Annotated in this window: 11 protein-coding genes; 1 reads left to right on the top strand and 10 read right to left on the bottom strand. The window is 50.2% G+C overall.

The window, feature by feature from the left end; translation table 11 throughout:
• Positions 1-5: 5 nt before the first annotated feature.
• From C7R93_RS15435 to C7R93_RS15425, 3 genes are all read right to left on the bottom strand, one after another.
• Positions 6-1,214 (bottom strand): trans-sulfuration enzyme family protein, encoded by a 1,209-nt coding sequence (locus C7R93_RS15435; protein ID WP_106839643.1) that lies wholly within the window; start codon positions 1,212-1,214, stop codon positions 6-8.
• Between the two features lie 219 nt (positions 1,215-1,433).
• Positions 1,434-3,155, bottom strand: a complete 1,722-nt coding sequence (locus C7R93_RS15430; RefSeq protein ID WP_106839642.1) for a GMC family oxidoreductase — start codon at positions 3,153-3,155, stop codon at positions 1,434-1,436.
• A gap of 15 nt (positions 3,156-3,170) precedes the next feature.
• Positions 3,171-3,914: a gluconate 2-dehydrogenase subunit 3 family protein gene (locus C7R93_RS15425; protein ID WP_208637826.1), complete on the bottom strand. Its 744-nt coding sequence runs from the start codon at positions 3,912-3,914 to the stop codon at positions 3,171-3,173.
• Between the two features lie 156 nt (positions 3,915-4,070).
• Here C7R93_RS15425 and C7R93_RS15420 point away from each other — a divergent pair, with 156 nt between their 5' ends.
• Positions 4,071-4,766 (top strand): hypothetical protein, encoded by a 696-nt coding sequence (locus C7R93_RS15420; protein WP_106839640.1) that lies wholly within the window; start codon positions 4,071-4,073, stop codon positions 4,764-4,766.
• 40 nt (positions 4,767-4,806) lie between these two features.
• Here C7R93_RS15420 and C7R93_RS15415 read toward each other — a convergent pair whose 3' ends face one another.
• The 7 genes from C7R93_RS15415 to C7R93_RS15380 all read right to left on the bottom strand — a co-directional run bounded on the left by C7R93_RS15415 (position 4,807) and on the right by C7R93_RS15380 (position 12,328).
• Positions 4,807-5,658, bottom strand: coding sequence for an alpha/beta fold hydrolase (locus tag C7R93_RS15415; protein ID WP_106839639.1), 852 nt, complete (start codon positions 5,656-5,658; stop codon positions 4,807-4,809).
• Between the two features lie 16 nt (positions 5,659-5,674).
• Positions 5,675-6,463, bottom strand: a complete 789-nt coding sequence (locus C7R93_RS15410) for an energy-coupling factor transporter transmembrane component T (protein WP_106839638.1) — start codon at positions 6,461-6,463, stop codon at positions 5,675-5,677.
• Position 6,464: 1 nt separating this feature from the next.
• Positions 6,465-7,280 (bottom strand): energy-coupling factor ABC transporter ATP-binding protein, encoded by an 816-nt coding sequence (locus C7R93_RS15405; protein ID WP_106839637.1) that lies wholly within the window; start codon positions 7,278-7,280, stop codon positions 6,465-6,467.
• On the bottom strand, positions 7,277-8,119 hold the full coding sequence (locus C7R93_RS31215; protein ID WP_106839636.1) for an energy-coupling factor ABC transporter ATP-binding protein: 843 nt from the start codon (positions 8,117-8,119) through the stop codon (positions 7,277-7,279). The genes C7R93_RS15405 and C7R93_RS31215 overlap by 4 nt, the downstream gene beginning before the upstream one ends.
• Positions 8,116-8,721 (bottom strand): QueT transporter family protein, encoded by a 606-nt coding sequence (locus C7R93_RS15395; protein ID WP_106839635.1) that lies wholly within the window; start codon positions 8,719-8,721, stop codon positions 8,116-8,118. The genes C7R93_RS31215 and C7R93_RS15395 overlap by 4 nt, the downstream gene beginning before the upstream one ends.
• 483 nt (positions 8,722-9,204) lie before the next feature.
• Positions 9,205-10,539 carry an APC family permease gene (locus tag C7R93_RS15385; protein WP_106839633.1) on the bottom strand — a complete coding sequence of 445 codons (1,335 nt, stop codon included), beginning with the start codon at positions 10,537-10,539 and terminating at the stop codon, positions 9,205-9,207.
• A 121-nt stretch (positions 10,540-10,660) separates the two neighbouring features.
• Positions 10,661-12,328: a glutamine--tRNA ligase/YqeY domain fusion protein gene (locus tag C7R93_RS15380; protein ID WP_106839632.1), complete on the bottom strand. Its 1,668-nt coding sequence runs from the start codon at positions 12,326-12,328 to the stop codon at positions 10,661-10,663.
• Between the last annotated feature and the right edge of the window lie 14 nt (positions 12,329-12,342).

Raw genomic sequence — 12,342 nt, 5'->3', positions numbered from 1 at the left:
TTCCTTTATCCCCTGGACGCTGCCGCCATTGGCAGACTAGCTAGCGCCTGCTCCAAATCCGCGATGATATCCTCCACATCCTCCAAGCCAGTCGATAAGCGAATCAAACCGTCCGTAATGTTGAACTTGATCCGCTCGCAGGCTGGGATCGAGGAATGCGTCATCGAGGCAGGATGCTGTACCAGTGTCTCGGGATCTCCTAAACTAAACGATATCATAGCCAAGCCCAGAGCGTTAATGAAAGATTTGGCTGCCTCGTAGCCGCCCTTTACTTCAAAGGAAACGATCCCGCCCATTCCAGCCATTTGCCGTTTAGCCAGCTCATGCTGTGGATGCGAAGGCAGACCAGGGTAGTAGACGTGCGAGATTGCCGGGTGCTGCGCCAAAAACTCCGCCACTGCCTGCGCGTTGTGCCCATGCTGTCTGACGCGCAAGCCGAGTGTCTTCAGCCCGCGCAGGATTAAGAAAGCATCCCATGCATTCAAATTTTGTCCCAAGTCTCCCATGACGTTTTTGCGCATGAATTGGATATGTTCCTGTTTCCCGACGATGAAGCCTGCGATGACATCGCCATGTCCATTCAAATATTTGGTGGCGCTATGCACGACGACATCCGCCCCTAGCTCAAGCGGTCGCTGCAAATACGGCGTGAGGAAGGTGTTGTCGACGATTACCACAATGCCGTGTGCATGCGCCAAACGTGACAACGCTGCGATATCTAAAACAGTCAAACACGGGTTCGAGGGTGTTTCGATGTACAGGACTTTTGTATTTGGCAAAAAAGCTCTCTCGACTACCTGCAAATCGGTACAATCGACGAAGTCCGTCGTGATGCCATAACGCGGGGCCATCGTTGTTAGAAACTTGTAGCTGCCTCCGTACACATCTCGCGTACACACGACATGATCACCCTGTTTCAAAAATGCGAGCAAAGCTCCCGAAATAGCTGCCATCCCACTGCTCACACCCAAGGCAGCTTCGCCATTTTCCAATGCGGCGATTTTTTGCTCCAAGGTGGTGATCGTAGGGTTGCCATATCTTCCGTAGTACGTTCCTTCCCGCTCCCCAGCCACGCAAGCCGCTGCGGAGTCTGCATCTGGAAACGCGTAGGCCACGGCAGGGACCACCGCGGATACGACTGCTCCTGTTTTTTGGCAAGGCTTTTGTGCGGTATGAATAATGGAGGTGTCCATCTTCCACTTGTTGTTTGTCATTTCTCGTCTCTCCCTTTGGCTTTTGCTGTTACCAATAGATATAGCAAGGAGCATGCCAACATGAGAAACCGCATCATTCCAGCGCTCTTCCCGTTTTGTACACGCAGACATTCGCAAACATGCAAATGGACTTTTTCAGATCCACGAGAAAAAGCCGTTAGTTGCCCCAACGACTTTTCGCATAGTTGCAATTGTGTTTTGCATAACTAGAAAAACATCTTATACAAGCATGCCGCCCGCGCTTTTCCTGTATTTCAAAATGCCTTCTGCCGCTCGATAGGAGAGAGCACCCATCGTTCCGGTTGGATTGTAGCCGCTATTGTGCGCAAAGGCAGAAGCTCCGACGACAAATACGTTTTCCGCATCCCACATCTGCAAGTAGTTGTTAACTGCTGAGGTTTCTGGAGAGGCTCCCATGATGACGCCACCTGTATTATGCGTCGATTGGTATGGTGTGATATCGTAGGGTCCGAGCTTGCGGTTGATTTCGAGCTTTTCGTTCGCTCCCATTTCTTTCACAATCTCCGCGCACTTATCTGCACAAAAAGCCGCCAGCTCCCTGTCCTGATCGACGAAATCATACGTAATGCGCATCAACGGATCGCCAAATGCGTCCTTGTACGTCGGGTCAAGATCAAGGAAGTGCTGTCGAAATGGCATGGAGGCTCCTTGTGCGCCTACGGATATGAACCGATTCGTATATTTGATCGATGCACCCTTGAAATCCTTGCCCCAGCTAGGCGTTCCCGGTGGCACCTTGTTCGTCCCGATTGGTCGGAAGCCGGTTTGTGTGACAGCGATATTCGCCCCATGGATAAATTTCAAATCGGAGTGATCGAAGTTATCACCATTGTAGTCATCCAAACACATTCCCAACGAGCCTGCGCCTGCAAAATTGTTAAACTCCTTGTCGTCGAAGAAGCCGACTGCGCCTCCTCTCATGACCTGGTAGGCGTAGTTTTTACCGATTACGCCTTTTCCTGTAGCTGGATCATACGGTTTCCCCAGCTTGGACATGAGCAGGATTCGCGCGTTGTTGAATACATAGCTGGTCATCACCACAATATCGGCGGGCTGTTCGAATTCCTCCCCTGTCGTGACATCCGTATACAAGACGCCTGTCGCCTTGTTCCCTGCATGTAAAATTCTGCGGACATGGGAATGCGTGCGAATTTCAAACTTCCCAGTCTTCTTCGCTACCGGGATCACCGTCACCACTGGATCGGCTTTTGCTCCGTACTCGCAACCAAACCTTTCACAGAAGCCGCAGTACTGACAAGCTGCCCGAGCCACCCCGTCTGGATTGGTATACGCCTGCGAGAGATTTGCTGATGGAAGGATGTATGGATGCAGGTTTTTCTTTTTCGCCGCATCCCCAAACATTTTCATACTCGGTGTCGTACGCATCGGAGGTATCGGATAAGGACTGGAGCGTTTTCCCCCCAACGGATTCTCCTCGCCTGCGATTCCCGCCATCTTTTCAAACTTATCGAAGTACGGCTCCAGTTGATCGTAGGTAATGCCCCAATCCTGGATCGTCATCCCCTCTGGAATTTTCTTTGCCCCATACCGTTCAATCGTCTTGGAGCGGATTTCGAAATCATACGGCAGGAAGCGGAAGGTCTGTCCGTTCCAGTGGATACCAGCTCCCCCGAGTCCTGTCCCGATCAAAAAGGAACCGTATGACCGCATGGGAAGCGCGCGAACGTTCATTTGACTGCGAAACGTAATCGTTTCCTTGGACAAATCTTGCATCATCTCGTAACGAAGAGCGTAACGCAATTCGTCGTGTACCATGAAGTAATCTTCGGTTTTGCGCTCCTTGCCTCGCTCTAATCCCACTACCGTCAGACCTTGCTTGGTAAGCTCGGAAGCAATAATACCTCCACCCCAGCCCACCCCCACGATCACGACGTCAACCTTGGGCAGCTTTTTGGCCATATGTACAGTCCCCCCTCAATGTTGTTGATGATCCCGCAGACTTAAGGGAGCCATCTTTACAAACTCAGGCTTATCAATCAGCTGTGTATACGCCATCTGATTACCTGGGAAATTCTTCATTTTCCAGCCAGCCATATTTTTATTGCCTCCGTACAGAGGGTCTGCGTAAACACCTTCGATCGTACTGGCCCGCAGCATATTGAAAAAAGTACTCGCCGAAATGGTCGTCAATTTTACTTCATCGGTTTCAAAAGCCTTTAAAACAGCGTCCTGCTGTTCCGCGGGAAGTTCATAAAACCGTTTTCCATGGGTACTGTTGCTGTAGTTGTTCATCTCTTGAAGACCGATATCGAATATTTCCCTTCGTTTCAACCGACCTTGATAGCCCTGTGTAATCTCACCCGGAAAAAAGGGCGCTTGCATGTATTCACGCGCGTTAAAGCCCCAATCACCTGCTAGCTGATGGTCAATGAAATAAGCTGCGCCGAGTGCCTTGGCGCCAGGGCCCAGCTCATCCTCAGGAAAAATGCGCTCACAGGCGGCATCCGCCACCTTAAATTGCTCAGGGGTAAAAAACATGAGCGCCTGGTTGTAATCGGCAGCAGGGGGCGGTGCTGCTGGCGGCGTCGGAGGTTCCGGTTTGCGGAGCAAGCTCCCTGCTACGCCACCCACGACCAAGCCACCGAGCACCAAGCCGGAGTTTTTCAAGAAGTTCCTTCGGGATACTGGCTGCTCGTTCACATTGTTTGAATCTGCCAAATCTACCACCTCCAGTGATTTCCTTTCTTTGGTTTGTGCATTTTTTCCCCAAGATACTCGTGATCACCGGAATTTTTTCCAACATGCTCCACTCATAACTTCATGCCGCGAACAAAGGATAAGTTTATCTAGGTAGGAAGACTTGGAGGGATCGTGATGAAGCACTTCCATACATGGGTAGGAACCGCAGGGTTAGGGGCTGTACTTCTAATGACAGCTTGTATGAATCAGGCTGCTCCGCCTACGAAGCCGCATCCGCCAGCACACACACAGTCCACCGTGCAGACGCCCAAAGGCGCAACTGTTATTCCAAGCGTGGATCGTGATAAGAAATTCACGACAAACGCGCAAGGCCATACGAATAGCGGAATGGGCAATGCTCTTTACAGCTCCATGGGCAGCTCACACCTTCATACGGGTGGTCCTTCTACAAAGCTGGAAGCCCAACTGAAGGCGGCGGGCGTTCACGGCGTTCAGGCATTGATCGTAAATGATGCTATCTACTTGGCCCCTTCTACTGCCAATGCACAATCGATCAATCAAATGGACCCGATGCAGTCCCATCTCATCAGCAATTACTCCGGTAGCTCCAGTCGAGGGCATGATGCTGCCCGTACAAAATCAGGGAGCGGAACCGCAGGGACATTGGGGACGAGCGATCATCAAAACACATTCGCACAAGCACGCGCCCAAATCGAGCGCATCTACGGAGCGGATACAACCGTGAAGGTCGTGAGTTCAAAAAAAGGCATCAAAGCGCTAGAAACGGTTAAAAAGCAAATGAAGGATCAAAAGAATAAGCAAGCCATGGCAGAACAGCTGAGCGTGCTTATGAGCGAAGCAAAGCGGTAAACAAAAGAAAAAGGGACAAGCATTTTCGCTTGTCCCTTCCTTATTTCGATAAAAAATCATGGATGGCGTTCACTGTCTCTTGCGGATGCGTCACCATCAGCAAATGTTGTGCTTCCGGTATCATTTTCACCTTGGCCTGCTTCACAATCCCCTGATAATGGGCGACTGCCTGGCGATGAAACTGCTGCTCTTCTTTTGACAACAAGCTGTCGTCAGCCAGCAGTAAAAGCACGGGGCATGTCAGCTGTTTGAACAATTCCGGTTGGCTATGGACGCTGTACTCTTGGAAATAAGCAGAGAACGCTTCCCTCGGCAAACGATACGCGTAGCTGCCGTCTTCCCTTTTCAAAAGCTCCTCTCGCATCCAGCCCTCTGGCATCACTCTCGTACTATACCGCTCTGCGAACTGCCTTTCCGCTTCCTCCACGGAAGAAAATCGCGTGGCAGCCAGCCGCTCGACAGCCTTCTCCCTATTGAATCCCGGCACTTCTCCCAAGGAATAATAGCCTCCATCCAGCAAAACGAGCGAAGCTACACGCTTGGGCTCGCGAATCGCAAGCATCTGGGCAGGCACAGCAGAAAAAGACGCTGCGACAATCGTCACTTGTTCGAGCTGTTCTTTCTCCAAGAGTTGAATCAAGTCCGTTACGATCTGCTCAAACGAATAGGAGTTATCCTGGCTCTCAGAATTACCGTGACCACGAATATCTACCGCAATCACCCGATATCGCTCTGTCAATGCTGGCAAAATGGGCGCAAACAGTAGCTTGGTAGTGCGAATGCCATGTAAAAGCAGAAGTGCGGGTGCACGTGACTTTCCTGTTACGCCGTACTCCAGCGTGCCCCCTTCTACCTGTAAACGATTGACATGCGAAAACAATGCTTCGTCCATTTTGCTCGCCTCCTTACTAAATACGCCCCGGAATCAGCACGCCAATATGATCTGGATGTAGCCTGGCGATGTAAAATAGTGCAACGACGATACATACACCAGCCACTAGTTTGATGACTTCTGTTTTTTTCCATCGCTTACTGCGGTAAAACCGGTGCTGACTATTTCGCATGCGAAAGCCTTTGGCATCCAATGCATTGGCGATCAATTGCACGCGCTTGAGTGAGTTGAATATGAGCGGTACGAGCAAGTAGCTGTACTTCCTGATGCGCTCTGGCATGTTCCCTTCACTCGTCGACATCCCCCGTACCATCTGTGCCTCCCGAATGATCGCCAAATCATTTTTGACGAGTGGGATAAATCGAAAAATGAGCGAGAGCAAATAGCTTATCGAAAACGGAACGCCAATCCCGCGAAGTCCCATTGCTATTTCTCTGGGCGTTGTCGAAAACAAATAGTACATCGACAATAACGCTACATTTGCCAGTCGTAGTCCCATGCCCAATGCCCATAAGACACCGACATCAGTAATTTGCACGGGATAGTGAATCAAAGGAATTGTGCTACTCCAGTACGGAGTGCCTACATTGGTAAACGGTAGCCACGTAATCACAGCAAAGCACGAACCGATTCCACCAACCAATACATACGCCTTAATCATGGAGCGCTCCCAGCCCAGCTTGGCAATCAACGCGATGTTTATCGCCAACAGAATGATAAGCGCACGCGGGTCCTGGAATAAAAAAGGGAGCAAGCCCAGTAGCATAAATACAAGCAGCGTGTAGCTCGGATGGGCATTTTTCATCTTAGTTCCCCTCTCCCAGCAGCTGTTTTTTCATCGCTGTCAGCGTGAGTGGAATCGGATCATCGACCTGCACAGCCTTCCCGAAACGATAAATGGCAGGCGCTTCTACCTGGGCAGCTGCTAATACTTGTGGCTGCGAAAATACGTGCTGTGGGTCCCCGTCGCATAGCAGCTTTCCTTTATGCATAACGATCACTCGCTGGGCGTACTCCGCTACCAGCCGCATATCATGCGTGATGACGATGATCGTATGACCTTCCGCTTGCAACTGCCGCACCAACTCCATCATTTCTTGCATGCCTCGGTAATCGAGACCGGTCGTTGGTTCGTCCAACACGATCACTTGCGGCTTCATCGCCAGGATCGAAGCCACCGCAATCTTTTGCCGCGTGCCTTTGCTCGAAAAATGGGGCTCTTCGTCACCCTTGTCGGATAACCCCACTGCTTCCAACGCCTCCGCGACAGCTTGCTCTATTTTTTCAGGCGGCCAGCCCATGTTTTTGGGGCCAAATGCTACCTCCGCCTTTGCGGTCGAATGAAAGATTTGATGATCAGGATTTTGATAGCAATACGCCACGATTCTCGATAGTTGGGCAACGTTCATCGTCTTGGTATCGAGACCACTCACTTTGACGGTACCTTGTGTCGGCTTGTATAGACCGTTACAATGCTTGGCCAACGTCGTTTTTCCGGAACCGTTTCCCCCGATGATGGCGACGAATTCTCCCTGTTTGATTTGGAGCGAAACGCCATGCAGCACGGGCTTTTCCTTTTCATAGCCATACCAGACATCATTGAAATCAATGACGACACTCACAGACTTCCCTCCCGAACAAGCCGCGCTTCCTTGTAGAGGAGTGCCAGCTCCTCAACAGTCAGAGGCACCCCAGCAGAGGACGCCGACATGACGCCTTCCTGGCATAGCATGTGATAAAACCGGATGACATCTGGGACCAATATGCCATGCTCGTCCAACACGTCCACTTGGGCAAAAAATTGGCGAGTCGGCAGGTCCAAAATGATTTTCCCCTCTGCAATCAGAATCATTCGGTCGCAAAAGGCAGCGAGCTCTTCTGTCGCATGGGACGATACGACAATCGTCATGTCTTTTTCCTGCTTGAGTCGTGAAAGAAGAGAGAAGACCTCCCGCGCTCCCACCGGGTCCAGCTCAGAAGTAGGCTCATCCAAAATGAGTAACTCTGGACTGTGGGAGAGAGCAGATGCAATCGCTACTCGCTGCTTTTCTCCTCCCGACAGCTCAAGAGGTGAACGATCAGTAAAACCGTTCAATCCGATCAGGTCCAGCACCTCTACCATACGTTGTTCAATGCGTTCATCCGACCACCCGGCATTCTCAAGCGAGAAGGCTAGCTCCTCCTCAACTGTCAGCCCTATGAACTGGGTTTCCGGGTCCTGAAAGACGATACCCTGCTCGCTGTTGGACTCAACGCTCCCCACGAAATGTCCACCGTAGTTAGATGGAATCAGGCCTGACATCGTTAACAGCAGGGTTGTTTTCCCTGCGGCAGCAGGCCCGACAACTCCGACCACTTCCCCTGGATAAAGCGCCAGATGAATGTCCGCTAGCGCTGGCTGTGCTCCCTCTTCATAGTGCCAATAGACTCCGCTTACTCGCAGCAATGGTTCTGTTTTCACCTTGCGAGCCTGCTTTCATTCCCGAGATAGTTGTAATCCTGCAAGGGACGGCCCCGGTATAGTCCAGAGCGCTTCACGAATGGGTACAACAGCTTCAAGATGATTGGCCCTAGAATCGCTGTTGATATCGCTTGGTTCAAGAACACCGTCGGGATGAATACAGCAACTACCTCTTTCGGAGTCAAGCCCAGTGCAAAATTAACGAGAATCCCGCATGCTACTACTGCTGAGCTAATGAAAACGACAAACACAATGTATTGAAGAACGCTTCGTTTTGTTTTCAGGGCAGGGTGACTCACAGCAAGCAGCCCGATAAAGCCCCCCATAAAATTAGAAAAGAAACCGACTGCGATCGCATGAGGCGGTGCGCTTCCGGTTAACAAATCACTTACCATATTTCCAAAGGCAAGGCCTATGCATCCCGGTAAGCCGAATAACATGCCAAATACAGGCTGAAGGGCATTGGCCGGACGGATTGGTACGGATGGAATGAGCTTGATATTGGCAAGCATAATAATAGCAACAGCGTAGAGCGCGGCGGTGACGACAATCAGGACGTAATCTACTGTTGTCCACTTCCGCCGGAACAGATTCGAAAGCATAAGAATAACCCCTCCTTGTGTCAAGTGTTAATGTTTGGAATATTCCTGTAGCCAGTTTACTCTCTCTTCTCTAGAACGTCTAGCAGGGGATGGGGGAACACTTTGATCTGGCTGTAGTGGTGGGGAGGAAACAGGAGAAAACGCTCAGCTTCTAGGGCCACCCCCTGGGGGATTGACTGCACGACTCCATGCAAAAAGCGAAACCGCGTCCAAAGTGGTCCAATCAGGATGTATCTCAGAGGTGGACGCTTAAGGGCGTGTTTCGCTTTTTGCATTCCGTCTCGGTCGGTGTCCCTAAGATCTTCGCTTATTTCTCCTGTTTCCTCTGCGAAGCTGCTTGCTGTTCTCCTGCTTTGATTGGGGAAAAAACAAAATGAATAAAAAAAGAGAGAGAATCACTATTCTCCCCCTCCGAATTCACCTTCAAATATTGTTATCAAAGCCACGTAAGAAGAAGTGCACTTCTTCTCCACTACAGCGACTCTACTCCTCAAACTTCATCATTTCCAAATTGCTTTTCTTGATTTTCACCAAATACAACAAATAAATCAGTCCGATAAAGCTCCACAGCAAGCCGAGCATCATGGACGTTGCTTCCAGGTTGACCCATAGGAAGGCAATGAACATCGTCCCGATGAACGGCGACAGCACGAAGCCCCACCAGTCCTTAATATGCTTGTTCTTTTGTTTGCGGAAATAGTACGCCATTACGCTGATGTTCACAAAACTAAAGGCGATCAGCGCGCCAAAGTTAATAAAGGAAGTTGCCGTTAACAAATCCATGTACAAAGCGAACAGCATCAATGCTCCAACCAGTAAGACGTTAAGCAAAGGTGTTCTCAGCTTCGGATGTACATAACCGAACCAACGTCGCGGCAAAAATCCATCCCGTCCCATTGCGTACAGCAAGCGCGTGACACTCGTGACGGATACGAGCCCGGACGCCAGTGTCGAAGACAAAGCTGCCGCCAAAAACACCAATTGAAAGATCGTCCCTCCGATAAACAGAGCAATCTCCGCAGAGGCCGCTTCTGGATCAGACAATACCGAAACATCTGGAAATAATGATTGCATGAAATAAGAGGCCGTAATAAATAACGCTCCCCCTGCAAGTGCCACGAGCATAATCCCGCGAGGAATCGTCTTTTTCGCATCGACGGTTTCTTCTGTAAGCGTGGTTACTGCATCAAAGCCAAGGAAGGAAAAGCAAAGAATCGACGCACCGGAAAGCAGTGCAATTACAGACATGTCCGGTGACAAAAATGGACGAAGGTTGAATACTTGTCCAAGCCCATCGCCTTGCATAAGACCGCGGATTGCCAATCCCGCAAACAACACGACGACCACGACTTGAAACAGCACCAGAAGCGAGTTGACGGATGCGGTCACCGTTACGCGAAATACGTTTAGCCCTGTCACCAAAACAATGAAGCCAATAATCCACCACGCCGTCGACACGTCAGGAAACACAGACGATAGGTATACCCCCGTCAACAAGGCGTTAATCATCGGTAAAAACAAATAATCCAGCAAGGACGCCCAGCCTACCAAAAATCCTGCATAGGGATGAATCGTTTGCTGCGTATACGTATACGCAGTTCCTGCTGAAGGGAATAGCCGTACCATCTTTCCGTAGCTTGCCGCCGTAAACAGGATCGCCAGAAGTGTGACTGCATAAGCAGCAGGAACGTGCCCCCCCGTTTCTCCAGAAACAATGCCAAAGGTGTCAAAAACGGCCATTGGGGCCATGTAGCCCAGTCCAATTACGACAATATGCCGCAACTTCAAACTACGTGTAAGTTCTGCTCTCCCGTTCACTACTCGTCCCCCTTTTTGTAACAGAATAATTATACACGCCAATTTATAATGACGAAAGAAAAAAGCACTGCTGCACACGGGTTCTCCATGCACAACAGCGCTTGATTTATGTGAGTATTTCCTATGCTTTTGGCAGTTCAAAGGAACTCTTCAACGATACAATCCGGTTGAATACGAGCTTATCATCTGTCGTATGCTTTGGATCGACATTGAAATAGCCATGACGGAAAAATTGATACTTGTCTTGTGGCTTGGTTTCTTTCATATTTGGCTCCACATATCCTTGCACGACTTCCAACGAATTTGGGTTGATGTTGTCGAGGAAAGTACCCTCCGCATCTTCATCATCCATAATCAATGGCTCATACAAACGGAATTCAGCTGGAACTGCGTTGGTCGCATCCACCCAGTGAATCGTACCTTTTACCTTGCGACCTGTAAAACCGCTGCCACTCTTGGTCTCAACATCATATGTGCAGTGCAGCTCGATCACGTTGCCGTCCGCATCCTTCACGACGTCATTGCATTTGATGAAATACGCGTGCTTCAGACGCACTTCATTTCCCGGGAACAGGCGGAAATACTTGCTCGGAGGGTTTTCCATGAAGTCGTCCTGCTCGATGTAGATTTCGCGTGAGAATGGAATTTGACGATTGCCCATTTCCGGGTTCTCTGGATTGATTTCCGCTTCAAGCATCTCGACTTGTCCTTCTGGATAGTTCGTGATGACGACCTTCAACGGATTCAAAACAGCCATCGTACGTGGTGCCTTCAGCTTCAGGTCCTCACGGATGAAATACTCCAGCATTTTCTCGTCAACCGTGCTGTTGGCGCGCGCTACCCCTACCTCACGAGCGAATGTACGAATCGCTTCCGGTGTATAGCCGCGACGACGGAAGCCTGCGATGGTTGGCATGCGCGGGTCATCCCAGCCGTCTACGACATTCTCATCGACGAGCTGTTTCAGCTTGCGTTTACTCATAACGGTGTTGGTCAGGTTCAAGCGGGCGAATTCGTACTGGCGTGGTACATTCTCCATTTCGCACTCGCGGACTACCCAGTCGTACAACGGACGATGATCCTCGAATTCCAGTGAGCACAGGGAGTGTGTCACGCCCTCAATCGCATCCTCCAGCGGATGAGCGAAGTCGTACATCGGATAGATGCACCATTTGTCGCCCGTGTTGTGATGCGTTGCATGGGATATCCGATACAGAACTGGATCACGCATGTTGAAGTTCTGAGAGGCCATATCGATTTTCGCACGCAGCACCTTTTCCCCGTCCTTGAATTCTCCTTGGCGCATCCGTGCAAGCAGGTCCAGGTTTTCCTCCACAGATCGGCTGCGGAACGGACTATCTGTACCTGGCTCTGTCCATGTTCCACGCATTTTACGCATGTCTTCGGCAGACAGATCGTCTACGTAAGCCAGACCTTTTTTAATCAACAGCACCGCACGGTTGTACATCTCTTCAAAGTAATCAGATGCAAAAAACAGCCCGTCCCATTCGAAGCCAAGCCATTGAACGTCCCGCTTGATTGCTTCTACGTATTCGATGTCTTCCTTCACTGGGTTGGTATCGTCAAAACGCAGGTTGGCCTTGCCGGAAAATTCCCGTGCCAACTCAAAGTTGAGGCAGATCGCTTTCGCATGTCCAATATGAAGATACCCGTTCGGTTCTGGGGGAAAGCGGGTAATGATTTCCTTTACTTTGCCCTCTTGCAAGTCATCAATCATGATATTGCGGATAAAATTGGATGCCGCTACCTTGTTTTCCAATGAAATCAACCTTTCACTTCACC

It is taken from the genome of Brevibacillus fortis (assembly GCF_003013395.1).
Classification (GTDB): Bacteria; Bacillota; Bacilli; order Brevibacillales; family Brevibacillaceae; genus Brevibacillus; species Brevibacillus fortis.
The sequence above is the reverse complement of the archived record's forward strand: the minus strand, read 5'-3'. Positions and strand labels throughout refer to the sequence as shown.

What these genes read in the sequence shown, in the direction of transcription:
- C7R93_RS15395 (WP_106839635.1), bottom strand. Translation starts at nt 8,721, where the DNA reads ATGCTTTCGAATCTGTTCCGGCGGAAGTGGACAACAGTAGATTACGTC.
- C7R93_RS15415 (WP_106839639.1), bottom strand. Translation starts at nt 5,658, where the DNA reads ATGGACGAAGCATTGTTTTCGCATGTCAATCGTTTACAGGTAGAAGGG.
- C7R93_RS15435 (WP_106839643.1), bottom strand. Translation starts at nt 1,214, where the DNA reads ATGACAAACAACAAGTGGAAGATGGACACCTCCATTATTCATACCGCA.
- C7R93_RS15430 (WP_106839642.1), bottom strand. Translation starts at nt 3,155, where the DNA reads ATGGCCAAAAAGCTGCCCAAGGTTGACGTCGTGATCGTGGGGGTGGGC.
- C7R93_RS15410 (WP_106839638.1), bottom strand. Translation starts at nt 6,463, where the DNA reads ATGAAAAATGCCCATCCGAGCTACACGCTGCTTGTATTTATGCTACTG.
- C7R93_RS15420 (WP_106839640.1), top strand. Translation starts at nt 4,071, where the DNA reads ATGAAGCACTTCCATACATGGGTAGGAACCGCAGGGTTAGGGGCTGTA.